The sequence below is a fragment of the Enterobacter sp. ENT03 genome (assembly GCF_019218745.1).
GTDB lineage: Bacteria > Pseudomonadota > Gammaproteobacteria > Enterobacterales > Enterobacteriaceae > Enterobacter_D.
The window spans coordinates 202,936-225,432 of record NZ_JAHUXA010000004.1; the positions used below are offsets into that span (position 1 = coordinate 202,936).

Consider the following 22,497-nt stretch of genomic DNA (forward strand, 5'->3'; position numbering starts at 1 on the left):
GTTTTGCAAGGGGCAGATGAAGTCAGTAAGAAATTGATCGCTTAGTGACATGGTACTCCCTGCGATTTCTTCCCTCTTTATTAATCAAAATCTGCCTGAACGAAATGCCGGATAACGCGCATCCGGCATTCCTGGGGTTGTCACACCAACGCTTTGACTATCTCCATTAACCTGACGACATCCTCGGGCCGTGTGTTGCCCGTTTGCGGGTCGATAATCGAGCTGTATATGTGCGGCATCACGCGCGGTACGCCAGCCTCCAGGCAGGTTTGCAAAATAACGCCGATGTTATCCAGGTCTATACCGCCTGTTGGTTCTATTAGCATCATCCCATTGCGGGCGGCAACAGTCGCCAGCATATACAGTTCCGGTAAGGACTTCTCGCCACCCATCGGGAAAAACTTCGCCGCGTGCGCCCCCATATCCTGCATCATGCGTACTGCCGTATCGCACGAGACACGGGCAGGCTTCCCCTGACTGCTGCTGACGCCAGTGGAGATCAGCACCTCGCCCGGTGTGCCGGTTGGGCTGACCAGCGCGTTGATATATGTCTGCTCGCCCCCCGTCGCCGCCAGCGCCCCGGCAGCAAAACCGCATCCGGTAAAGGTCTGGTTGACGTGCGCCGGGTGCACCCGTGCGGCGATCATCGCCGCTTTGTAATACTGCGCCGGATCGCCCGCTCCCAGCCCGACGGAAACAGACGGCACTTCAGCCACCCAGCGTTTTACCTCCTGAACACCTTTCTCCACGCAGGCAAACTGTGCTGAAAGGATGCCGATCACCGCATGGCCTTCGGCAGCGTCAAAGATTTCCCGGGCGTTAGCCATGTCCTTCGCCAGCACGTTAATCGCTACACGTTGGCGGTAAAAATTAATCTGCTGCATGATCTGCAATCTCCTTCAGTCGCGCCACGATTAACGCCATTTCGCCTTCTGCGACCGTGCGTGGGTCAAGGCTAAATACGCCCTGGTGGAGTTGATAGCAACGGGTGTAAATGGCGATGTCGCCACCGCGCAGTCGGGCTTCGACTTCGCGGGCATTAAGCCCCAGTTGTTGTGCGTTGACCCGGATGCGGATGCGCCAGATAGCACGCCCGGCTTCATCTTGCTCAATATCAGCATACAGTCCCTGAATTGCCGAGATAGCTTCTGCTGTCGGCTGAAGCTGTTCGGTGGTCACCACGGCCTGTCCCTGATGGTAATTCTCCAGCGCGTACACCAGCCCGACCATGTTCTCCTTGCCGATTTTCATTGCCCTGGCAATGCCGTGATGCTGCGCTTTACAGGCCGCGATCCACGTTTTTTTGCCGGTGATAAACCCGGAGGTTGGCGCGTTAAACGCTTTCGCCCCACTGTAGACAACCATATCCGCACCGCTCGCGGCCCAGGCGTGTAAATCCTCCTCGGCGGCGGCATCGACAATCAGCGGCAGGTTGTGTTTCTGTGACACCTGCACAAAATCCTCAATGCTCAGCATCCCCTTTTGCACACAGTGGTGTGATTTCACATACAGCAGCGCGGCAGTATTGTCGGTAATGGCGCTCTCCAGTTGCCAGCGAGCGGACAGATTACTTGACCCCACTTCTACTACCCGGCCACCACCAAGCCGGATCGCGCTGGTAATTGGCGCACCGTAATCGATATTATGACCGCGCAACATCACCACCTCGTTAGCCATGCCGGTGCTGTCTGGCAGCAGTGACACCCCAGACGGATCGCCGCGAGTGATGGCGGCGGCCACAGCGATGGCGATCCCCGCCGACGCACAAGACGTCACGTAGCTGTCCTCAGCCCCCGTGTAACGGGAAACCAGTTCGCCAGTTCTGTCCACCAGCCTGTCGATCTCCACAAAAGCCGAGGCTGCCTGTGCCGTGGCATGCATCACCTCTGGCGCGACGCTGGAGACGCCCAGAATCGTCATTTTGCCGCAGGCGTTGATCACCCGTTTGAGTCCAAGCTGTTGATAGATATTCTGCGTCATGATTTACAGCACCCCCAGCAGCGAACAGACCACGCTAAGCAGAACAATCGACAGCAGAATAGTGGTGTAACGCGGGCCTTTTTTCACCAGATAGAAGTAGATGGCGAACACCGCCGCCAGCGGCAACAGGCCCGGCGCGATAGAGTCGAGAATTTGCTGAACCACCACTTCAGAACCTTTCAGGGCGCTAATCTTCAGTGGCGTGGTGATCTTGACGTAGCTTGCCGACAGCGCCCCCATCATGATCAGGCCCAACACGTTAGCGCCGTAGATCAGTTCTTTGATTCGCCCTCCCTGCAAGAGTCCGACGATGGAGTCACGTCCCAAGGTGTAGCCTTTGTGGATCAGGCCATAGCTTATCGCCAGCGTAATTGCCGGGTAGAGGATCAGCGGTGCAATCCCGCCGAACGCGCTGCCATTGGCGGCGAACGGGATAAAAATAGCAATCAGCAGAGGCATGACTGCTGCCCAGATGATAGCGTCGCCCATGCCGGCCAGCGGCCCCATCAGGCCCGTTTTAATCCCGGTGATCGAGGCGTCGGCAATTGGCTCGCCGCGCGTTTTTTGCTCCTCCATGGCGATGGAAATCCCCTGGATCACCGCGCCAAAGGTTTGCTCTGAGTTGAAGAAATTCAGATGGCGTTTCAGCGCCTCCACCTGCTCTTCTTTTTGTGGGTAGAGTTTTTTGATGATCGGTGTCATCGAGGCGCAGAAAATCAGGCTCTGCAAACGTTCATAGGAGTTGGATAATTCCGCCCCCAGCCAGTAAATTAGCCAGGCTTTGGTGATGTCGGCTTTGGTCAGGGCTGCACTTTCCCGCGCGCGCTCAACCAGATCATGTTGCATTACATCGCTGCTCATCATGCTGCTCCTTCATTTTTCGCCAGGCTCTTAATCAGGAAGGCCACACAGGTGCCAAATATCGCCATTGCCATGATGTCCACCTTGAGATACAGCACCGCGAAGAATCCGCCGATAAACCACGGCAGCAGGCTCTTTTTACCGATCACCATAATGGTGATCGCAAAGCCCAACGCAGGCAGGATCCCGCCCATAATTTCAAAGGAATGGGTCAACCAGTGCGGCATCAGTTTGAGGAAGCTTTCCACCACGTTCTGGCCGAAATAGTTGGCGGCAAACACCACCGGAAAGCGTAGCGCCAGGCCGAGTAGCGCTGGCCAGAGAAAGGCGCAGCGCATAATGCCCGCCATGTTTGCCGTTTCTGCGTGTTTATCCGCCATATGCACCCAGGCGGCGTTCAGGGTACGGCGCAACTGGTCAAGGAAAACGCCGATTACACCAAACGGGATCGCCAGCGCAATCGCCAGGTTCGGGTCCATCCCGGCCTTCACAGCGATTGGAATCGAGATACAGGCTGCCAGCGCCGGGTCGGACGGCACGTTGCCGCCCGGCGTTGAAGTCACGCCGAGATAAACGAGCTGCATACCCGCGCCGATGATCATCGCCGTCTGCATATTGCCGAGCAGCAGGCCGACGAAGACCGCAATAACTACCGGCTGAATCAGCATCGCGGAGAAGGTGTAGCCGAGGCGTAATCGGGCAAACCAGTAATACAACCCCATCAGGCTTGCAAAAACTAAAGTATCCATCGTTATTTACCCTGTTATCAGAGAATTAGAATTTTTTCAGGATGTCGTCCAGAGACTGCGGCTTATCTTCCGGGATGGTCTGGAATATCGCCTTAATCCCCCGGCTTTTCAGGTCGTTCAGAATGCCGACGTCTTTTTCATCCAGCGTGATGTTCTGGAAAACCGCTTTGCGGTTTGGCCCGCCGCCTAAGCCGCCAACCTGAATAGTGATGACATCAAATCCCTGCTGCACGGCCTGATGGATCGCTGCCAGAGAAGGGAACAGCACCAGTACATTGCCGTCGCCGAGCTGGTTTTCTTTCCACGCTGCCGCAAAGCTCTGATTGCTGTAGCAGTCCACTTTGATGTTCGGCGGCGCGGCCATCAGGTAGATGTTTTTCATAAACGGATCGGCGTCCAGCTCGTCGCTGACCACCGCAATCCGGTTGGCCTGCGACTGCCCGACCCATTTGGTCACTACCTGCCCATGAATGAGTCGGCTATCGATGCGGCATAAGACAATGTTTGCCATGATAATTTCCTTATTGTGATTGTTGTAATTGACGAACGTGGGCGACAACGTCCAGACAGCTGCTGCGTCCGGCTTCCACCAGGCCGCTCACGCAGGCGCTCAGCGGGCCATGTTCGCGACGGTCCAGCGCATCCAGCAGCAGGGAGGCGTTCAGCCCGGAAATCACCGCCACCGGATAATCGGCACTTAGTCGCGCCGCGACGTTGGACGTGGTGCCGCCCACAAAATCGGTCAGGATGAGTGAGCCTTCCGGCATGGTTTTCACCAGGGCCTCAACACGCTGGTAAAACTCCCCCAGCGTATCGACGGGCATCAGCGCAATTTCCATCACGCCTTTAATTTCGCCCGTTACCATCCGCAGGCTATTGCAGAGGTGTTGTCCCCAGCCGCCATGCGTCAGCAGCAGGATTTCAGGCAAGGGTTCAGTAGTCGTCAAAATGGCCTCCTGGCATGATTAATTGGGACTGGCAATGCCCGGTGGTGCTGCGCTTACCGGACCTACGGTGATATTCATTCGTAGGCCGGATAAGGCGTTTACGCCGCCATCCGGCAAAACTCATCAGAGTAAAGGCAAAGGCTGTGCCAGATTTTGTGTCACGCGGGGAAGAAAGGCGGTCTGACGTGTCGAAATGCCACGCCAGATAAGGGATCAGCTATAAAGCAGTTCGTAAATATAAAAATATTCCGCATCCGATAAACGGACGGCATACGCTTCTTCAATGGGCTGAAATGCAGATTTGATGACACTAAAGGCGCGAGGATCCAGATCTCGCTTGTTTTCCAGCGCCATCTGTAACGGTTTGCGGTTAATCACGATACGCTCGACCATGCAGCAGCAGTGGATCAGGAAGCGTAGTGTCACCTGGCGGCTCGGTTGCAGGCCAAGCTCGCGGGTCAGGTAGTTGAACACTCCTTCCATCTCTTGCAGAATGCGCTGCGGATTGAGCACCGAAATATGGTTGATGATGCTTTCCATTGTGAGCGCGCTGATAAAGCGCATCGCGCTGCGCTCCATCTCAAGACGACGCTCGCTATTTGCAAGATCCGGCATTAGCAGACTCAGTACCAGTTCCGGCCCTTGTTCGGAAAACAACTCCTCCAGCGAGATAAAGGGAATATCCGGTAGCCCCGGCTGGAAAGTGCCGACAATGCCCGCCAGCCGTTCACGGCCATGAAGCGACTGCTGGACGCGCTCCAGACTGCGCACTTCGTTGTAATCGAGTATCACCATCCGCGTGTCCTGCGACATCAGTTCACCAAAGCTCTCCTCCAGCACCTTTTTGATTTTCTCTGCGGTGCCCATACCAGTAATGCAGGAGATCACGAGCACCTTGCCGCCGTTTTCTTGCTGCGGCGTACAGAGCTGACAGGGAATATTCTTGCTCTGCATTAACGCCGCCAGCTGCGGTAAATCACTGGTTTCATAACTCAAATCCAGCCCCACTTCCAGCAGGCTGGTCAGGGTAATATCAGGTATCAGCAGAACATCAATCTTAAATAACTTACTGATAGTACTACCAAAATGCACCAACGAACCAATATCTACCATCAGAATTAACCGTTGCCAGCGCCGGATCTGGATCCACTGCGTCAGCGTTTCCAGAGTGTCATGAACCGACTGTTCAAACGGCATATCAATAGCGCTGAACAGCTCACGCTCCAGCACCCGGTTCACATACTGCGCCTGGCTAGTGGCTGTCGTCGCCCCGTGCGCAATCAGAATCACGCCGCATTCCGGGCTGGCATCAATACGCTGGCGGTAATGGCGGCACTCTTTCAGGAACAGGCACAGCCAGACGATTTCCGTCGCCGGACACTGAATATGCAGGAGTTCATTGATTTTCCGACACAGCAGCGTGGCGTTGTCGTATTCATCTTTGCAGCGGTCGAGGATTAGGCTGGAGGAGTAAAGTTGCGGGATCAGCCCGCGCTGCACGTAACCAATCAGCGCGAGAAAATGTTTGCGTAGCGGATTGACCAGATTCTCTGGCAGAGTAAACCTAAGCACCTGCTCCACGCAGCCAATCAGCAGCGTCACGCGCTCCTCAATTTGATCGCCATAGCGTGGTGGATGAACAACGTTGTCGCGGCTGTAGAGACCATACTCAAAAATCGAGCTAAGTTTATTTTTCAGGATCGCCAGCGTTTCCGCCGGTGGCACATTGCTGTTACGCAGATTGACGTATTCGCGCGTCAGAAAGCTGTAAAAGAGATCGCTCTCCTCAATCTCCGCCCCGGTTGCCAGCGATGTTTTCAGCGCAGGCAGCGTGCGCGCATCCACACTCAGTCGCTCTTTACCATTAAACAACGTATCGACCAGCAGACGCTGTTCGGGTGTGGCATTAAACGGCACGTCCACTAACCGTTTATCCAGTTGCAACGTGTCATTGTGCTCCGTCATCCCCGATGCCCACGCCTGAGCACACAGAAACTGAATATCACTTTTGAGCTGGCCGATGTTGCCTTCGAGCGGTTTGTTGAGCAGCCAGAGCAGCAGCGTCTTGTCGATGCACACCGTACGCTCGATTTTGCGGCTTTCGCGTTGCATGAAACCAATAATCAACTCGATCTGCTCCTCGACCGAACGCTGCCGGATGCCGGGTAAATCAATGCATACCTGAATACGCCGCTGAAAAGTGCGCAGCAGCGCGGAACTCACCGCTTCGGTGGTGGCGCAAATCAGGCGTACCGAAATCGATCGCGCCGTGGCGCTTGATCCCAGCGGACGATATTCACCTTTATCGAGAAGAGAGAACAACTTCTCCTGTCCTTCATAGGGCAGGCGATGTACTTCATCAAGTAGCAGATAGCCGCCGTCCGCCTGTTCCACCAGCCCGGTTTTATCTGCATGTGCACCGGTAAAAGCCCCCTGCCGATGACCAAACAAATGAGAAGAGAGCAGTTCCGGGTTATGGGAATATTCCGCGCAGTTAAAGTAAACCAGTGGTGGCGGCGAGCCTGCAGCGTGCTCACAGGCGAAACGGTGCATCAACTCCGCAAAGAAGGTTTTACCGACACCGGATGGCCCGGTCAGCAGCACATGCAGCCCTTGGGGATAAAGCACCGCCGCGCGACCTTTTTCCACTGCGTCGCGCAAGCTGCGATCGTATCCCGTCAGGCGGGTAAAAGGATCGTTGTCAGCATGGGCGTTCTGATACGGCAGCAGATCGGCCACCGAGCGCACCTCTCGTTCGCCATCGCCAAGCTTACGTCCCAGCAGCGTTTCTAGCGTCTGACGATGCAAAAAGAACACCGGACGACCACGGCTTTTAATCGCCAGTCCCTCATGCCAGAGCGAATTGAGATCTTTACTGACGGAGTTACGCGCCAGTCCGAGATTGAAGCCTATCGCCTCTGCCGTAAAAGCGGTTTCCTGCGCCAAATCGGCAAGGCTCAGGCCACGTGTCAGTCGCTCCAGCTCCCCCAGTATTACCTCAATCCGCCTCATCTCTTTACCGCTTAAGAAGTTTATGATTGTTCAAACCATACCTTATTTAGCCAGGCAAAAAAGAGAAGCCGACGTCAGAGACAGCGCGCGGCGTTTACGTTATGAAGATTTAATCAGTCTACAAAATAGGTGTTTTGATACCGGCAGGCTCTTTGCTACAGGTCATTTATCCATGAATTAAACGTGCGCATTTCAGCAGGCTGGCGCAACGATTTGTGATCCTGACCTAACATTAGGGAACGTTCCCTTTTATTTAATGATTATTGCCCGCTACCCTTTCTCCGTCATTTTTAATGACCCCGCAATTAAATGCATATTTAATTCAGCAAATAAATATTATTTACTCCTCCCAATTAAATTAATCCGCTGAATATAAGGAAATTAGATGAACGGAATCTTACAACGTTATTTCTCTGCCCTTGGACGATCATTTTTGCCTGCCGTGGCGGTGATGAGTTGCTATGCATTGCTGTTGTCCATCGGTGCGGTACTTAAAAACCCCCATTTTGTCAGTCAGTTTGTCTTGTTGCAGGCTAGCGGCGTGCAGTTTTTTGCCAATGTGTTAACGCAAACGGGGCTGGTGATCATTACCTATTTACCGCTGATTTTTTGCCTTTCCATTGCCATCGGCATGAGTGAAAAAGGGAAAAAAGAGACGGCGGCGTTCGCGGCGTTAATTGCCTATCTGTGTATGCTGATATTTTCCGGATTAACGTTAAGACTTTCTGGAATGGCGCTGAAACCGGACGTAACGATCGATGTGCAAAATATGGTGGCGCTTGCACAAACACTGGCCATGCGTGAAGCGATGCAAAATACTGTGCTCGGTATTCAGACCGTGGATACGGGCGTATTAGGCGGCATCATTGTAGGTGCAATGGCGGCGTCTATTACCCGGCACAACAGCGAACGCACGCTGCCACTGATCTTCGGCTTTTATCAGGGACGCCATCTGCCGCCAATCCTCGCGGGGCTTGCTGGCGTACTGATCGGGCTGGTGCTGCCGTTTATCTGGCCGTGGGTGGGCGGCGGGCTGTCGTGGGCAGCGTCGGCACTGACTGGCGCGGGTATCGCAGGCTCGTTTGCTTTCGGCTTTATTGAAAAACTGCTGTTGCCGACCGGCCTGCAACACATCTGGTATTCACTGGTGCACTACACGCCGATTGGCGGCACGCTGGAGATCCAGGGCCAGACCTATGTCGGCACCAAAGCCATCACCATGGCGGCACTGGCAACACCGGACTTCACTGACAACATCTCTCATATCACCCGGCTGTGGCTCGGTCAGGGCGATACGCCGGGCAAAGTGTTCGGCATTCCCGGCGCGCTGGTAGGCATTTATCTGGCGGCAAAAGATCGCAGTAAGGTGAAAACGGTGGCGATCTCGGCGGCTATTGCGGCGATGTTCGCGGGCGTGGTCGAACCCTTCACCTTTATGTATCTTTTTTTAGCGCCGCCGTTATTTTTGCTGGATTGCGCGTTGCAGGGACTGTCGTTTGCTGTGCTTGATGCCTTCCACGTCTCCTATCTCGGCGGCAGCACGGTACCGGAAATCCTCTTTAACGGCGTATTGCAGGGACATAAATCAACCTGGATACCGATTGTGCTGCTTGGCGTGGTGCTGTTTTTCGTCTATCTGGTGACCTTCAAATGGTATATCGAAAACTACAATGTCATGACGCCAGGCCGGGAAGAGAGCGCCGGTTCAGGTGAAAAACTGCTGTCGCGTGAAGAGGTGGCGCGGACACTCCTGCAAACCCTGGGCGGCATCAGCAATATCAAAGAGGTCAACAACTGCATGACACGACTGCGCATCCAGATCCACGATGCAAGCCGGGTGGATGAGCAGGGCCTCAAATCGATCCCGGATGCGGCAGGCGTGGCGCATCCTGCCAGCCATGAATATCAGATTATTTTCGGAATGCGTGTTTCTGAATACAGACAAGCCGTCGATAGCCTAATCGATACCAGCAAGGATGCTTCCTAATGAAAGAACAGATAGACATTCAGCTTCAGGCCCCGGTGTATGCCAGTGCCGATGTGGTGGTTACGGGCGCAGGCCCGGCGGGGGTCGCGGCGGCAATCGCGGCGGCGCGGGCGGGTAAGCAGGTGATTTTACTGGAGCGATCTGCCCAGCCCGGCGGCATGGCGACGCTTGGCAACGTTAGTATTTTTATGACCGTCGGCAATCTGACCGGGATCTATAAAGAGCTTATCGGAAAAATCCGTCCAGACTTTTTTAGTCAAGTCGATCCGCACTTGCTGAAAATCCAGTTCAACCCGCTGCTGCTGCGCTATCACCTCAATGAAATGCTGGCGGCGGCGGGCGTCACCGTGCTGTTCCACGCTGATGTTGTCGCGCCGTTAATGGCCGAAAATCAGTTAACCGGGGTGCTGGTCAATACCCGTGAGGGGCTGCGAGCGATTAACGGCAAGGTATTTATCGACGCGACGGGAGATGCCCATGTGGCACAAGCGGCGGGGGTGCGCTGCTTTAGCGGGCGAGAGAGCGATGGCTTAACGCAGCCGATGACGCTGATGTTCCAGATGCAGAATACCGGCAGTCCGGTGGTACCGCATCTGCCGGAGGGCTGTTATCACTACGAGCGGGTGGAGGATTTACCGCAGGGCCGCCGCCTGCTGTGGGAGCTGAAACCTGACGGCACGTTGATCGTCAACATGACGCGCATCAAGGGCAACGGCGCGACCATCAAAGAGGGCAGCGACGCGGAAAGAGAGGGGCTGAAACAGGTTTTTTCCGTGGCGTATTACCTGCAACGCAACGGCTTTGAGAACTACATTTTGTCGCACGTTGCAGCGCAAACGGGCGTGCGCGAATCCCGGCGCATTGAGGGACTGTATACATTAACCGAAGCCGATCTGCTGGCGGCCCAAACCTTCTCGGATGTGGTGGCGCAAACGAATTATGCCATCGACATTCACAGCCCGGACGGGGCGAAAAGCTGCGATGAGCGCAAGCTGGCGCAGTACGACATTCCTTACCGCTGCCTGGTGCCACAGGGCGTGGAGGGCTTGCTGGTCGCCGGGCGGGCGATTTCCACGACACATGTTGCGCTCTCGTCCGTGCGGGTGATGCCGACTTGTTTTGCGCTTGGTCAGGCGGCGGGGATCGCGGCGGCGCTGGCGATTGAGCACCAGCGCCGACTGGCGGCTGTCCCGGTGGATGAACTGCATGCAGAGCTTGCCCGCCAGGGCGTGATGCTGGACATTGCGTTTTTACCCTGGACCGAACACCGGGTGAGGGGCGGTTAATCCGTCAACAATCGCCGTCATCTGCGCGCGCAACATGCCGTGCAGCTGACGGATCGCCGGTGAAAACTGCTTACGGTGCGGGCAGATGAGATTAAGCGGTGCCGCCTCGCCGGCAATATGTGGCAACAGCACTTCCAGCCTGCCTGCGGCCACATCGGCGCTGACGTCTATCCAGGATTTATAGACGATGCCCATTCCGGCAATCGCCCAGCGGCGGGCGACGTCGGCGTCATCGCACAGCATCCGGCTTTTCACCGTGAGCTGGCGGCGCAAACCGTTTTCATGGAACGTCCATTTATCGTGAACGTGGCTGTGCATGGTGTATAGCAGGCATTGATGATGGGTTACATCGCCCAGCGTTGCGGGACGCCCGTGCGCGGCCAGATAATCAGGCGACGCCACCAGTACACGGCGGTTTTTCTCCGCCAGCGGCAGCGCAACGTAGCTGCTGTTATCCAGCACACCATAGCGGATCGCCACATCCACCGGATCGCGAAAAATATCGCTGATCTGGTCGGACAGCGACAGCCGCAGGGTGATTTTCGGATGCTGCGTGCAAAAATCGGTGATCAGCGGCAGCAGCACATTGCGGCCAATGTCCGACGGCACGGCGACTTTCAGCTCGCCCTGGAGTTCGTCATCGCTGCTGTGCAGACTCTCTTGCCCCGCCTGCACCACCGCCAGCATCTCCTGGGCGAACGGCAGGTATTTTTCCCCTTCCGCCGTCAGCCGCAGGCTGCGCGTGGAGCGCACGAACAGCCGCTTATCCAGATCGCGCTCCAGCCGGTGCACGGCAGCGCTCACCTGACCGGGCAATAAATCCGCCTCACGGGCAGCATTCGAAAAACTGCCTAACGCCGCAGCGCGCACAAACAAGGTCACATCTTCAAGGCGGATCATGACGCTCTCCGGAACAGGAAAAAACGGTCTTCATTGTTGCCAGAAACGCGCCAGTGCGCATCTGGTATCTTGAGATTTCGTTAAAATGAACACGGTCAGATCTGTTTGTTGGCAAGCCCTTGCGCCGCTAAGGTCGTCGAGTTTCCCGCAGAAGGAATTGAAAAAACGGTATTTCATTGTCCATGTTACAACCAGGGAATAATGTAACCTAAACAAGAAAAGGGAATGATCTTATGGATACCACCGAAGAACTGGGCGGCACGTACTTTTACCACGGCAACGCCAACCTAACCCCGCAAGAGCTATTCTGGCTGATATTTGCAGAGTACCTGGCGGATCATTTAGGGGTTGAGATAGAAACAGCTGCAACCATCCTTGCCGGTCAGCCCATACTACCTAAGCGTGTTGTCCTGGGTTCAAAAGTTAAACGAACCAGCATTGCGTCTAAGTTATCCCGCAGAATACTCAAGAACGTTCGCCTTCCGGGTGGAATGAAAATGGGAACCAGCGTATTGGGGCATAGCCGTGATACAAACAAGGTAGGAGCTATAGTAGGTAGAGCGGTCCCTTACGTTGGTTACACCCAGGCAGTGATCATATTTGCCATTGTCGCCAGAGAAACGAGAAAGAAATACAACCTCATCGCCCGGTCAAAAGATCGGATTGCATGGACCTATTTCTAATGCTGCGGCCTGATGAGCAAGAGCTGCTGGATTACGTCACTGAGAAGTACGGCGAGCGTGATCAACCAACGCAGAAAGAATGGACATTTCAAGAACACTTTAATTTCTTCCAGGAAGATCTGGAGGAAATGCTGTTTGACCTGTTCACCCGGTACGGCATTGAGCATAGCAATTTTAATATCGACAACTATTTCATGCCTGAATTTTACTGGTGGCAGTTCAATCTTAAGAAGGAGTGGCGCGACCGCCAGTTCAAGACACTCACGCTTGAAATGATTATTGAATCGGCTAAAGCTGGACGCTGGCTATATGATTAAGGGGCACACCATTACACACCGAGTTTTCTCTGACAGCGGCAGCGCGACATCTCAAGCCGTGATCATTTGTGCCATTGTCGCCCGAGAAACAAGGAATAAATACAACCTGATTGCCCGACCAAAAGATCGGATTGCATGGACATATTTCTGATGCTGCGGCCTGATGAACAAGAATTCCTGAATTACGTTACCGAGAACTACAGCGATCGCAAGCACCCAGCAAAGAAGGAATGGACCTTTCAGGAACATTTCAATTTCGTGCCGGAAGATCTGGAGGATATGCTTATTGACCTGTTCACCCGGTACGGCATCGAACATAGCACTTTTGTTCTGGATAATTACTTTGAGCCAGAGCTTCACTGGTGGCAGTTTAAACTTCGTAGAAAGTGGGAAGGTCGCCAGTTCAAGCCACTCACGCTTGAAATGATTATTGAGTCGGCTAAAGCTGGACGCTGGCTATATGATTAAGGGGCACACCATTACACACCGAGTTTTCTCTGACAGCGGCAGCGCGACATAGCTGGTGTTATCCAGTACGCCGTAACAGATCGCCACATCCACCGGATCGCTAAAAATATCGCTGTTCTGATCGGGCAGCGTCAGCCGCAGGCTATGCGTGGAGCGCACAAACAAGGTCACATCTTCAAGGCGGATCATGACGCTCTCCGGAACAGGAAAAAACGGTCTTCATTGTTGCCAGAAATGCGCCAGTGCGCACCTGATTTTCATCTTTAAAGTGAAAGTGCTGCACCGCAGGACAGGTTTTTCTGCGTCGGCTTTGGCGCTATTCTCAGGCGAACAACCGTTACGTTTCACTTTTTGGAAGGAAAAAATGATGACGCTTAATGATGCCGTGCTGAGCCGCCACACTGTTAAAGCTTTTGAACCCGGCCAGACCCTGCCGGAAAACGATATTGAAACCCTGCTGAACGTGCTGCAAAACAGCCCGTCGTCGGTGAACTCCCAGCCGTGGCATTTTGTGGTGGCTTCCACCGCCGAAGGCCGCGCCGCGATCGCCAAATCCACCGCCGGGGCTTTTTCCTATAACGAAGCAAAAGTGCTGAATGCTTCCCACGTGATCGCCCTGTGCATGAAAAGCGATCTGACGGAAGAACATCTGCAAAACGTGCTGGAACAGGAGCAGAAAGATGGTCGCTTCGCCAGCGAAGAAGCCAAAGCGGGACAGGATAAAGGCCGCCGTGGCTACGTGGATATGCATCGTTATGAACTGCGCGATGTGCCGCAATGGATGGAAAAGCAGGTATACCTTGCGCTGGGCGGTCTGCTGCTGGGTGCCGCGATGCTCGGCATCGACGCCACGCCGATGGAAGGTTTTGACTCCCGCGAACTGGATCTGGCGCTGGGACTGCGTGAGAAAGGCTTAACCAGCGTCGTGCTGGTGTCGCTGGGCGTGAAAAGCGACAAAGATTTCAACGCCAGCCTGCCAAAATCCCGCCTGCCGCGCGACGAGATTTTTACGTTTATTTAAGCAGCGTCCCGGCGTTTACGCCGGGATAGCAATTAACGCGTTCTGCGATCCGGGATAATTAAATCACCGCGCAGCACGCAGGCGCCCAGTACGCTTTGCGTTTTTTCGGTGAGCCAGCTGACAATACGGGCGGCCATCGCATCCATCGAATACTCGATAGCGGGAATGCTCGGAATGCCGGGTAATTGCAGCGAACCGGCAAGGCTGAACACCATAATGTCGCCCGGCACCGATTTATTAAACGCCTGCAGCTGGCTGATCACCCGCTGCGCTTCCTGTTCGTCGGCCACCAGCAGCGCGTTAAAGTTCAGCGTGGTCGCGTTGTTAAGCAGCACCTGTAAGGCCACCGACGAGCTGGTCGAATCCATAAACACCAGATTACGATTAAACGGCAGGAAATTGTTTTCCAGCGCGTGTTTGTAACCGAGTAAAACCTGATCCGCCGCGCCGCTGGTGTCCGGGTGGATCACGGCGATCTGACGTCGGCCCTGACTAATCAGGTAATTACAGGCGGTTTCGGCGGCGAAAGCGTGATCAAACTGGATGCTGTTAGGGGTTTCTGCCTCGGCGCAATCCACGAGGATCACGCTCTCATCGATGTTGCCCAGCGGGAAACGCGCGCCAATGATCAGCACGTCATCACACAGGCCGCAGGTCAACTCCTCCAGCGCATTCATCACACCCGCTTTGTTATTGGCAAAACGCAGCAGCAGATGTTTCTGATGCTGGCTGAGATGTTTCTCAAGGGCATACAGGTAACCGGTGGTCTGGTTGACGTTATCCTGCGCGCAAATCACGCCGATACAGCCTGTGGACTGGCTCAGTAATGACTGGGCGATGACGTTTGGCCGGTAATTCAGCTCGTCGACCGCTTTTAATACCGCGAGGCGGCTGGCTTCCTTGACCCCTCGCGATCCACTCAACACCCGTGACACTGTGGCTTTTGAGACCCCAGCTAAACGTGATACATCGTTGATTGTAGACATCTTTATCCCCTGGTGGCCCGGCGAGGGCCAAAAAATTCCAAATCGAACAATGGCTCATAATATCGCCATTCGCAGTATAACCGCTTTCCATTTTTCATGGAAACCGATTTTCCAAAGGCACTTTCTTGCTATCAGAATCGCCTCAAAATCTGTGATGCAGCGCTAATAAAGAAAGCTTATACATCACAGAGATTGACGGGCTTCACATTTCATTTGCGAACAAATGGAAACCGGTTTCCGTTTGTTATCCAATCAGCCCCGCAATAACTTTTAACAATTTGAGGATGGTTGTCGATGGTCAAGATCATGCTGTGTTGTTCCGCGGGCATGTCCACAAGTCTGCTGGTCAGGAAAATGGTCGAAGAGGCGCAAACCAGGGGTTTGCCGGTGGAGATCGATGCCTATGGCGTCGCGGAATTTGATACGCAGTTCTCGCGCTACCAGGTGGTGTTGCTCGGCCCACAAGTGAAATATATGTTAAACACGCTTTCCGAAAAGGCTGCCACCTGCGGCATCCCCGTTCAGCCCATCAACCCGATGGACTACGGTATGCAGCGCGGTGATAAGGTACTGGACTATGCTCTGTCGCTCATCGAGGCGGCGCACTAAAAAGGTGTTCCTATGAGTTCGTTATATCAGTCAATGGTTGCCGTCATTGAACAATCCATTACCCCGCTGGCGGGCAAACTGGGGCAACAGAAATACGTTATCGCCATTCGTGATGGCTTTACCGCCGCGCTGCCGTTCATGATCATCGGTTCGTTTATGCTGGTGTTTATCTTCCCGCCATTCTCTGCCGATACCACGAACAGCTTTGCCCGTGGCTGGCTGGATTTCTCCCAGACCTACCGCGAACAGCTGATGCTGCCGTTTAACCTGAGCATGGGGGTGATGACGTTCTTTATCTCCGTCGGGATCGGTGCCAGCCTTGGGCGGCAGTTTAATCTCGATCCGGTGATGTCCGGTCTGCTGGCCTTTATGGCGTTTTTACTGGTCGCGGCACCCTATGCCGATGGCAAAATCTCCACCCAGTATCTGTCCGGGCAGGGGATTTTCACCGCGCTGATCACGGCGATTTACTCCACCCGCATGTATGCGTGGCTGAAGCAGAACAACATTACCATCCGTCTGCCGAAAGAAGTGCCGACCGGCGTGGCGCGCTCGTTTGAGATCCTCATTCCGGTACTGGTGGTGATTGCCACGCTGCATCCGCTGAACCTGTTTATTGAAGCGCAGACCGGCATGATCCTGCCGCAGGCGATTATGCACCTGCTGGAGCCGCTGGTATCCGCCTCGGATTCTCTGCCAGCCATTCTGCTGTCGGTACTGCTGTGCCAGATCTTCTGGTTCGCCGGGATCCACGGTTCGCTGATTGTCACCGGCATCATGAACCCGTTCTGGATGGCAAACCTCTCCGCCAACCAGGCCGCACTGGCCGCGGGCGCGGCACTGCCGCACGTCTATCTGCAAGGCTTCTGGGATCACTACCTGCTGATTGGCGGCGTAGGCTCCACCTTACCGCTGGCGTTCCTGCTGCTGCGCAGCCGTGCCACGCATCTGCGGACCATCGGCAAAATGGGCATCGTGCCGAGCTTCTTTAATATCAACGAACCGATCCTGTTCGGCGCGCCGATCATCATGAACCCAATGCTGTTCATTCCGTTCGTCTTCGTACCGATGATTAACGCCTGCCTCGCGTATGGCGCAACCCGTCTCGGCTGGCTGGCGCAGGTCGTCTCCCTGACGCCGTGGACCACGCCGGCACCGATTGGCGCCTCCTGGGCGGCGAACTGGGCGCTGAGTCCGGTAGTCATGTGCCTCATCTGTATGGTGATGTCGGCGCTGATGTACCTGCCGTTCCTGCGTGCTTATGAGCGCTCGCTGATGAAAACCGAAGAGCAGAAAGCGCAGGCCACCAACCCGCTGGCGGAAACGGTCAGCCCGTAATGAATAAGGAGAAGGTTGAGATGAAATACGCATTTCCCGCGCATTTTTGGTGGGGCAGCGCGAGTTCCGCACTGCAAACCGAAGGGGAAAGCCAGCACGGCGGTAAAAGCGCAACGACATGGGATCACTGGTACGCCAGCCAGCCGTGGCGCTTTCATCAGCAGGTAGGGCCTGCCGATACCTCGACGTTTTATCAGCACTGGCGTGAAGACATCGCGCTGATGAAACAGCTGAACCACAACAGTTTCCGCACCTCGATCAGCTGGTCACGGCTGATCCCGGACGGAACCGGCGAGGTGAATCCGCAGGCGGTGGCGTTTTACAACAATGTCATCGACGAGCTGCTGGCGCAGGGGATCGCGCCGTTTATTACCCTGTTCCACTTCGATATGCCGATGGTGATGCAGGAGAAAGGCGGCTGGGAAAACCGCGAGGTGGTCGAGGCGTTCAGCCGTTACGCGCAGGTCTGTTTTGAGCTGTTCGGCGATCGCGTGATGCACTGGTTTACCTTCAACGAGCCGATTGTGCCGGTGGAAGGCGGTTATCTGTATGACTTCCATTACCCGAACGTGGTGGATTTCAAACGCGCGGCCACCGTAGCCTATAACACGGTGCTGGCCCATGCGTCGGCGGTGCGGGCGTTCCGCGCCGGTCACTATGCCGGGGAAATTGGCATCGTGCTGAACCTGACGCCGTCGTACCCGCGTTCGCAGCATCCGGCGGATGTAACTGCCGCGCACCATGCCGATCTGCTGTTTAACCGCAGCTTCCTCGACCCGGTGCTGAAAGGCGAATATCCGCCTGATCTGGTGTCGCTGCTGAAAGAGTACGATCAGCTGCCCGCCTGCACACCGGAAGACGGCGCGCTGATCGCCGAAGGAAAAATCGACCTGCTGGGCATTAACTATTACCAGCCGCGTCGGGTGAAATGCCGTGAAAACGCCGTCAACCCGCAGTCGCCGTTTATGCCGGAGTGGTTGTTTGATTATTACGAGATGCCAGGCCGCAAAATGAATCCGTATCGCGGCTGGGAAATTTACGAGCCGGGTATTTACGACATTCTGACCAATTTACGCGTCAATTATGGCAACCCACGCTGCTTTATTTCTGAAAACGGCATGGGCGTAGAAAATGAACAGCGCTTTGTTGCGGAGGGCAAAATTAATGACGATTACCGCATTGAATTTGTATCCGGGCATTTGAAGTGGCTGCATAAAGGGATCAGCGAAGGCTGTAATTGCCTCGGTTATCACATGTGGACCTTTATTGATAACTGGTCCTGGTGTAACGGCTATAAAAACCGCTACGGTTTTGTCCAGCTGGATCTGAAAACCCAGACGCGTACCGTCAAAAAAAGCGGGGAATGGTTTGCCGCCACCTCAGCCAACAATGGTTTTAACGAAGAGTCTTTATCATGATCGAATTAGAAGAAGCGGTAATGGAAATTATCGTTAATGCCGGGCAGTCCCGCAGCCTGTGCTTTGAAGCCCTGCGCGCCGCGCGCGCGGGCAACATCGACGAAGCCAAAAGCCTGCTGCGCGAGGCCGACGGTTATTCGCGCCAGGCGCACCATATGCAGACCAAACTGATTGAGCAGGATGCAGGCGAAGCCCGCCAGCCGATGACATTAATTATGGTTCATGCCCAGGACCATTTAATGACCTCATTACTGGCTCGCGAATTATCGGAAGAAATCGTCCAGCTTTATCAACGTTAATTTATTTATCAGATAACGGAGAAATCGTTACGAGAATATTTTAATACAGCTGTACCCTCAAATAATATGACATGGTGATAGCACAATTATTCCGTTCAATACGGACGGGATGATTATTGTCTGAAAATAATTTACTACATTGAGACAAACATGAAATTAAATAAAAAACTTCCAGTGGCTCTGGCGGTCATGGCGGCGCTTTGCTCAGGAAACGTGGTAGCACAAGAGTTTACGCAGGAACAGATCGACGCCATCGTGGCAAAAGCGGTGGATAAAGCCCTGGCGGAACGTCAGGCCAAAATGGACGCGGCCATTGCGAAGAAAGCCGACGTCATTACCGAACCGCAAAGCGCTGCGCAGACGCCGGATATGGCGATCCCGTTCGGCGTGAAGTTCACCGGCTATGCGCGTTACGGCGCGCAGTTCCAGAGCGGCGATCAGAAATTTGTCGGCGTCGATGGCTCCTATAACGGCTCCTCGGCGATCGGTCGTCTGGGTAACGAAGGCAACGGCGGCGAATTCCAGCTTTCCAAAGCCTTTAAAGGCTCCAACGGCGCGATCTGGGACATCAACGTGATGATCGATCACTGGGGCGACGAGGTGAACCTGAAAAAAGCCTACGCCGGGGTGACCAACATTCTGGAATCCAACCCGAATGCCTATATCTGGGCGGGTCGTGACTTCCACCAGCGTCCACAACAGGGCATCAACGACTACTTCTGGATGAACCATGATGGCCAGGGCGCGGGGATCAAAAACTTCGACATCGGCGGCGTGCAGTTTGACGTGGCAACCGTGGCGGCAGTGGAATCCTGTAGCCCGGAAGTGATGAATGACGAAGGTAACCCGTCACGCATCACCTGTACCGGCGGCTCCGGCACCGGCGATAAAGGCAACTATGCCGTCACCTCAAAAATTCACGGCATGAAAGCGGGTCCGATCGACGTGGAGCTGTACGCTAACTATGGCTTTGACTCGAAAGCCGTGGACAGCGATGAGCGTCTGAAAGCCTGGCAGGGCGGCGTGGTGCTGAGCCATACCGGTGACAACGGCGTGAATAAAGTGATCGCCCGCTACTCGGATAACTCAGATAACAGCGTCTACAACAAAACCGACGAGCTGACGGCGATCTACGCCAGCTTCGAAGGTAACTACAAGTTTACCCAACAGGCGCAGGTCGAATACCTGCTGGCGTACCACGACTATTCAAACGATGCCAACAACATCGACGATCGCCGCAACTACAACGCTATTGTGCGTCCGATGTACTGGTGGAACCAGGTGCATTCTACCTGGCTGGAACTGGGCTGGCAGAAAGTTGATTTCGACCAGGGCGGAGATAACCACGGCTGGAAAGCGACGCTGTCGCAGAACATTTCCATCGACATGGGACCGGAATTCCGTCCGATGCTGCGCTTCTACGTGACCGGCGGCAAGGTGGATAACGAACGCACCGCGCGCATCAACAACACCAGCGATGAAACGCTGGATTCGTTCAACGTTGGCGCGATGTGGGAAGCGTGGTTCTGATTGGTGTGATGTGTAACGCCCGGCGGCGCAGGCTTGCCGGGCCTACAAAGACGTTGCAGTACAGTCAGGTCGGGTAAGGCGCAAGCCGTTACCCGGCAGACTCACCATTAACCCTCAATGCACCTCTTTTACGCGAACCTTCGCGGCCACCAGCAGGGCTGTTAACAGCATCAGGCTGCCGGAAATCACCAGCGGCGAGAGCAGACCGAGGTTATCGAGTGCATAACCGCCGACAGCAGCGCCACAGGTATTGGCAAGCTGGATCACCGCCACCTGAAGTGATCCGGCTTTTTCTGCCTGATCGGAAAGCGAGCGGGTGATCCACGTCGACCAGCCTACCGGCACCAGCGCAAAGCCTAAGCCCCACACCATCGCAATGGCGGCGGCCACGATTTTATTACTGCCCCACATGATCAGTACCAGCGCACTGACCGCCATCACCAGCGGCGCACAGGTCAGCGCCAGCTTCAGCGATTTTTTCAGGAACAGCGATGACATAGAGGTGCCGACAAAACTGGCGATGCCGAAGCTCAGCAGCACCAGCGTCAGGCCGTCCACGTCGAACCCGGCCATGCTCATGTACACCGGGCGGATGTAGGTAAAGAAGGCGAACTGCCCGGCAAACGCCATGAAAATAGCGCACATGCCCGCGAATACGCCGGGACGTTTCAGGATGCCGAACATGTCCTGCTTGTGCTGCATCGGCTCGCCCGGCAGCGACGGCAGCGCTTTCCACACCCAGACCGTGCAGATGACGCCCATCACGGCGGCGGCGTTAAACACGTTACGCCAGCCGATAATCCCGCCAAGGAAGCTGCCCAGCGGGGCGGCGATCACCAGCGCAATAGACACTGCGCCGAAAATCACCGACAGCGCTTTCGGCACGGTACGCGCCGGCACCAGTCGCATGGTCAGTGAGGCAGACATCGCCCAGAAGCCGCCGAGCGCCAGCCCCAGACAGGCGCGGCCCAGCAGCATCAACGTGAAGTTGTTGGCAAAAGAGACCAGCAGACACGAGAGGGTCAGCAGCACGGAGAATAAAATCACCACGTAGCGCCGATCGATGGTGCGGATGGTCTGGGTAATAAACAGGCTGGCAAACATGGCGACAAATGCCGTCACCGTGACGGATTGCCCGGCCACGCCTTCGGAAATGCCTAAGTCCTGCGCCATCGGCGTTAACAGGCTGACCGGCAGAAACTCCACCGTAATTAAGCAGGCCACGCAAAACGCGACGGCAAACACCGCCGACCAGTTTGGTCGCTGCTGTCCTTCTTTATGCTCACTCATGTCGTCCCCTGCGTCGGTATTGGCGAGAAAGTTGCGCAGTGTAACATTCTGAGTGTGACGTATTTAACGATTTAGCAACTTAAGGGCGGATTCAGGGTTTTCCCTCTCCCCACGGGCTGAGGGATCCCCAGTAATCTGGTCATTTATTCAGGACCAGATTACTGTACTCTTTTCCCAGCACTTTCAGCGCATTAACTATACTCATCCGTCTTACCTTTCCCGGTTCGTGCCTGAGTATCGCCGCTGCCAGACTCAGATAAGACAGCGCCCGTCGTCTCACCGTGTTGGCCTGATATGCACGATGACGCTGCTTTTTCTCCGCCTGATACCCCGTCAGCCACATCACCAGACTCGCCATCGCCATCACCACACTCAGCACCTCCAGACGCCCCTTACCCTGACTTCTGCTGTACCGCAGACCGTAACCGAAGCGCGGGTTCTTCTCGTCGCGGAAGTTCTGTTCGATTTGCATCCGCCGGCTGTAGAGCTTCATTATCTGCTCCGGCTCACGCCCTTCGACATTGCTGAACAGCAGCCACGGCGTCTGTGCACTTGCCCGGTGTTCCCGGTTGGTTTTCGGCATTCCGCCCTGACCATGGCGTCCGGCTGATGGCCGTTTTTGCAGGTAAAAGCTGCCGAAGCACGGCTCGCGTGGCTTACGGGCCAGCACACCATATCCCACCCTGACCGGCTCTGAACCGGCCTGAAGGTCGCTGATGTTCAGCCAGCGATGTGTCCCCTCCAGACGGAAGCTGACCAGCCCTCTGACCCGCCCGGTATACTGCCAGCCCAGGTGACGGACATGCCGGAACCAGT

General features: G+C 55.1%; 23 protein-coding genes and 1 pseudogene. 12 read left to right on the forward strand and 12 right to left on the reverse strand.

Annotation, left to right across the window (positions count from 1 at the left end):
• Nucleotides 1-140: 140 nt before the first annotated feature.
• From KW828_RS09075 to dagR, 7 genes are all read right to left on the reverse strand, one after another.
• Nucleotides 141-884 carry a 2-dehydro-3-deoxy-phosphogluconate aldolase gene (locus KW828_RS09075; protein ID WP_218336069.1) on the reverse strand — a complete coding sequence of 248 codons (744 nt, stop codon included), beginning with the start codon at nt 882-884 and terminating at the stop codon, nt 141-143.
• Nucleotides 871-1,980, reverse strand: coding sequence for a D-glucosaminate-6-phosphate ammonia lyase (gene dgaE / locus KW828_RS09080; RefSeq protein ID WP_218336070.1), 1,110 nt, complete (start codon nt 1,978-1,980; stop codon nt 871-873). The genes KW828_RS09075 and dgaE overlap by 14 nt, the downstream gene beginning before the upstream one ends.
• A gap of 3 nt (nt 1,981-1,983) precedes the next feature.
• Nucleotides 1,984-2,844, reverse strand: a complete 861-nt coding sequence (locus KW828_RS09085) for a PTS system mannose/fructose/sorbose family transporter subunit IID (protein ID WP_218336071.1) — start codon at nt 2,842-2,844, stop codon at nt 1,984-1,986.
• Nucleotides 2,841-3,590 carry a PTS sugar transporter subunit IIC gene (locus KW828_RS09090; RefSeq protein ID WP_218336072.1) on the reverse strand — a complete coding sequence of 250 codons (750 nt, stop codon included), beginning with the start codon at nt 3,588-3,590 and terminating at the stop codon, nt 2,841-2,843. The genes KW828_RS09085 and KW828_RS09090 overlap by 4 nt, the downstream gene beginning before the upstream one ends.
• Before the next feature lie 25 nt (nt 3,591-3,615).
• The gene (locus KW828_RS09095) at nt 3,616-4,101 is read right to left on the reverse strand and encodes a PTS system mannose/fructose/N-acetylgalactosamine-transporter subunit IIB (protein ID WP_218336073.1); all 486 of its coding nucleotides are present in this window, start codon (nt 4,099-4,101) and stop codon (nt 3,616-3,618) included.
• Between the two features lie 10 nt (nt 4,102-4,111).
• A complete protein-coding gene (locus KW828_RS09100; protein WP_218336074.1) occupies nt 4,112-4,537 on the reverse strand; it encodes a PTS sugar transporter subunit IIA in 426 nt (141 codons plus the stop codon).
• Between the two features lie 213 nt (nt 4,538-4,750).
• Complete coding sequence (gene dagR / locus KW828_RS09105) at nt 4,751-7,549, reverse strand: transcriptional regulator DagR (protein ID WP_218336075.1); 2,799 nt, start codon at nt 7,547-7,549, stop codon at nt 4,751-4,753.
• Nucleotides 7,550-7,934: 385 nt separating this feature from the next.
• Here dagR and KW828_RS09110 point away from each other — a divergent pair, with 385 nt between their 5' ends.
• Both KW828_RS09110 and KW828_RS09115 read left to right on the forward strand, forming a co-directional pair.
• Entirely contained in the window at nt 7,935-9,536 is a 1,602-nt protein-coding gene (locus KW828_RS09110) for a PTS transporter subunit EIIC (protein WP_218336076.1), read from the forward strand.
• Nucleotides 9,536-10,822, forward strand: coding sequence for an FAD-dependent oxidoreductase (locus KW828_RS09115; protein ID WP_218336077.1), 1,287 nt, complete (start codon nt 9,536-9,538; stop codon nt 10,820-10,822). Before KW828_RS09110 ends, KW828_RS09115 begins: the two co-directional genes overlap by 1 nt.
• On the opposite strand, the gene KW828_RS09120 is transcribed toward KW828_RS09115, so the two are convergent.
• Nucleotides 10,787-11,722 (reverse strand): LysR family transcriptional regulator, encoded by a 936-nt coding sequence (locus KW828_RS09120; protein ID WP_218336078.1) that lies wholly within the window; start codon nt 11,720-11,722, stop codon nt 10,787-10,789. The genes KW828_RS09115 and KW828_RS09120 overlap by 36 nt on opposite strands.
• Nucleotides 11,723-11,955: 233 nt before the next feature.
• Between KW828_RS09120 and KW828_RS09125 the strand changes: the two genes are divergently transcribed.
• From KW828_RS09125 to KW828_RS09135, 4 genes and pseudogenes are all read left to right on the forward strand, one after another.
• Nucleotides 11,956-12,405 (forward strand): STM2901 family protein, encoded by a 450-nt coding sequence (locus KW828_RS09125; protein WP_218336079.1) that lies wholly within the window; start codon nt 11,956-11,958, stop codon nt 12,403-12,405.
• On the forward strand, nt 12,405-12,722 hold the full coding sequence (locus tag KW828_RS09130; protein WP_218336080.1) for a DUF1493 family protein: 318 nt from the start codon (nt 12,405-12,407) through the stop codon (nt 12,720-12,722). The genes KW828_RS09125 and KW828_RS09130 overlap by 1 nt, the downstream gene beginning before the upstream one ends.
• 49 nt (nt 12,723-12,771) lie before the next feature.
• Nucleotides 12,772-12,873 (forward strand): annotated as a pseudogene (locus KW828_RS22125) (STM2901 family protein); the annotation flags it as partial.
• Nucleotides 12,873-13,190, forward strand: a complete 318-nt coding sequence (locus tag KW828_RS09135; RefSeq protein ID WP_218336081.1) for a DUF1493 family protein — start codon at nt 12,873-12,875, stop codon at nt 13,188-13,190. The pseudogene KW828_RS22125 and the gene KW828_RS09135, both read left to right, overlap by 1 nt.
• Here the strand turns inward: KW828_RS09135 and KW828_RS09140 are convergent.
• Nucleotides 13,179-13,379 (reverse strand): hypothetical protein, encoded by a 201-nt coding sequence (locus KW828_RS09140; protein WP_218336082.1) that lies wholly within the window; start codon nt 13,377-13,379, stop codon nt 13,179-13,181. The genes KW828_RS09135 and KW828_RS09140 overlap by 12 nt on opposite strands.
• A 178-nt stretch (nt 13,380-13,557) precedes the next feature.
• Between KW828_RS09140 and nfsB the strand changes: the two genes are divergently transcribed.
• Nucleotides 13,558-14,211 carry an oxygen-insensitive NAD(P)H nitroreductase gene (gene nfsB / locus KW828_RS09145; protein ID WP_218336096.1) on the forward strand — a complete coding sequence of 218 codons (654 nt, stop codon included), beginning with the start codon at nt 13,558-13,560 and terminating at the stop codon, nt 14,209-14,211.
• Nucleotides 14,212-14,243: 32 nt separating this feature from the next.
• Here nfsB and KW828_RS09150 read toward each other — a convergent pair whose 3' ends face one another.
• Nucleotides 14,244-15,197: a LacI family DNA-binding transcriptional regulator gene (locus KW828_RS09150; protein WP_218336083.1), complete on the reverse strand. Its 954-nt coding sequence runs from the start codon at nt 15,195-15,197 to the stop codon at nt 14,244-14,246.
• Between the two features lie 294 nt (nt 15,198-15,491).
• Between KW828_RS09150 and KW828_RS09155 the strand changes: the two genes are divergently transcribed.
• From KW828_RS09155 to KW828_RS09175, 5 genes are all read left to right on the forward strand, one after another.
• Nucleotides 15,492-15,806: a PTS sugar transporter subunit IIB gene (locus tag KW828_RS09155; protein ID WP_072570968.1), complete on the forward strand. Its 315-nt coding sequence runs from the start codon at nt 15,492-15,494 to the stop codon at nt 15,804-15,806.
• Nucleotides 15,807-15,818: 12 nt separating this feature from the next.
• Nucleotides 15,819-17,144: a PTS sugar transporter subunit IIC gene (locus KW828_RS09160; RefSeq protein WP_218336084.1), complete on the forward strand. Its 1,326-nt coding sequence runs from the start codon at nt 15,819-15,821 to the stop codon at nt 17,142-17,144.
• A 20-nt stretch (nt 17,145-17,164) separates the two neighbouring features.
• A complete protein-coding gene (locus KW828_RS09165) occupies nt 17,165-18,562 on the forward strand; it encodes a glycoside hydrolase family 1 protein (RefSeq protein WP_218336085.1) in 1,398 nt (465 codons plus the stop codon).
• Nucleotides 18,559-18,861 carry a PTS lactose/cellobiose transporter subunit IIA gene (locus tag KW828_RS09170; protein WP_072570963.1) on the forward strand — a complete coding sequence of 101 codons (303 nt, stop codon included), beginning with the start codon at nt 18,559-18,561 and terminating at the stop codon, nt 18,859-18,861. Before KW828_RS09165 ends, KW828_RS09170 begins: the two co-directional genes overlap by 4 nt.
• Nucleotides 18,862-19,011: 150 nt before the next feature.
• Nucleotides 19,012-20,391, forward strand: coding sequence for a carbohydrate porin (locus tag KW828_RS09175; protein ID WP_218336086.1), 1,380 nt, complete (start codon nt 19,012-19,014; stop codon nt 20,389-20,391).
• Nucleotides 20,392-20,505: 114 nt separating this feature from the next.
• Here the strand turns inward: KW828_RS09175 and nepI are convergent, their stop codons facing one another.
• Both nepI and KW828_RS09185 read right to left on the reverse strand, forming a co-directional pair.
• Nucleotides 20,506-21,681, reverse strand: a complete 1,176-nt coding sequence (gene nepI / locus KW828_RS09180; RefSeq protein ID WP_218336087.1) for a purine ribonucleoside efflux pump NepI — start codon at nt 21,679-21,681, stop codon at nt 20,506-20,508.
• A 139-nt stretch (nt 21,682-21,820) separates the two neighbouring features.
• Nucleotides 21,821-22,497: IS4 family transposase (locus tag KW828_RS09185; RefSeq protein ID WP_218336088.1), on the reverse strand; the 677-nt coding region annotated here is incomplete at its 5' end.

What these genes read in the sequence shown, in the direction of transcription:
- KW828_RS09075 (WP_218336069.1), bottom strand. Translation starts at nt 884, where the DNA reads ATGCAGCAGATTAATTTTTACCGCCAACGTGTAGCGATTAACGTGCTG.
- dgaE (WP_218336070.1), bottom strand. Translation starts at nt 1,980, where the DNA reads ATGACGCAGAATATCTATCAACAGCTTGGACTCAAACGGGTGATCAAC.
- KW828_RS09085 (WP_218336071.1), bottom strand. Translation starts at nt 2,844, where the DNA reads ATGATGAGCAGCGATGTAATGCAACATGATCTGGTTGAGCGCGCGCGG.
- KW828_RS09090 (WP_218336072.1), bottom strand. Translation starts at nt 3,590, where the DNA reads ATGGATACTTTAGTTTTTGCAAGCCTGATGGGGTTGTATTACTGGTTT.
- KW828_RS09095 (WP_218336073.1), bottom strand. Translation starts at nt 4,101, where the DNA reads ATGGCAAACATTGTCTTATGCCGCATCGATAGCCGACTCATTCATGGG.
- dagR (WP_218336075.1), bottom strand. Translation starts at nt 7,549, where the DNA reads ATGAGGCGGATTGAGGTAATACTGGGGGAGCTGGAGCGACTGACACGT.
- KW828_RS09110 (WP_218336076.1), top strand. Translation starts at nt 7,935, where the DNA reads ATGAACGGAATCTTACAACGTTATTTCTCTGCCCTTGGACGATCATTT.
- KW828_RS09115 (WP_218336077.1), top strand. Translation starts at nt 9,536, where the DNA reads ATGAAAGAACAGATAGACATTCAGCTTCAGGCCCCGGTGTATGCCAGT.
- KW828_RS09120 (WP_218336078.1), bottom strand. Translation starts at nt 11,722, where the DNA reads ATGATCCGCCTTGAAGATGTGACCTTGTTTGTGCGCGCTGCGGCGTTA.
- KW828_RS09125 (WP_218336079.1), top strand. Translation starts at nt 11,956, where the DNA reads ATGGATACCACCGAAGAACTGGGCGGCACGTACTTTTACCACGGCAAC.
- KW828_RS09130 (WP_218336080.1), top strand. Translation starts at nt 12,405, where the DNA reads ATGCTGCGGCCTGATGAGCAAGAGCTGCTGGATTACGTCACTGAGAAG.
- KW828_RS09135 (WP_218336081.1), top strand. Translation starts at nt 12,873, where the DNA reads ATGCTGCGGCCTGATGAACAAGAATTCCTGAATTACGTTACCGAGAAC.
- KW828_RS09140 (WP_218336082.1), bottom strand. Translation starts at nt 13,379, where the DNA reads ATGATCCGCCTTGAAGATGTGACCTTGTTTGTGCGCTCCACGCATAGC.
- nfsB (WP_218336096.1), top strand. Translation starts at nt 13,558, where the DNA reads ATGACGCTTAATGATGCCGTGCTGAGCCGCCACACTGTTAAAGCTTTT.
- KW828_RS09150 (WP_218336083.1), bottom strand. Translation starts at nt 15,197, where the DNA reads ATGTCTACAATCAACGATGTATCACGTTTAGCTGGGGTCTCAAAAGCC.
- KW828_RS09155 (WP_072570968.1), top strand. Translation starts at nt 15,492, where the DNA reads ATGGTCAAGATCATGCTGTGTTGTTCCGCGGGCATGTCCACAAGTCTG.
- KW828_RS09160 (WP_218336084.1), top strand. Translation starts at nt 15,819, where the DNA reads ATGAGTTCGTTATATCAGTCAATGGTTGCCGTCATTGAACAATCCATT.
- KW828_RS09165 (WP_218336085.1), top strand. Translation starts at nt 17,165, where the DNA reads ATGAAATACGCATTTCCCGCGCATTTTTGGTGGGGCAGCGCGAGTTCC.
- KW828_RS09170 (WP_072570963.1), top strand. Translation starts at nt 18,559, where the DNA reads ATGATCGAATTAGAAGAAGCGGTAATGGAAATTATCGTTAATGCCGGG.
- KW828_RS09175 (WP_218336086.1), top strand. Translation starts at nt 19,012, where the DNA reads ATGAAATTAAATAAAAAACTTCCAGTGGCTCTGGCGGTCATGGCGGCG.
- nepI (WP_218336087.1), bottom strand. Translation starts at nt 21,681, where the DNA reads ATGAGTGAGCATAAAGAAGGACAGCAGCGACCAAACTGGTCGGCGGTG.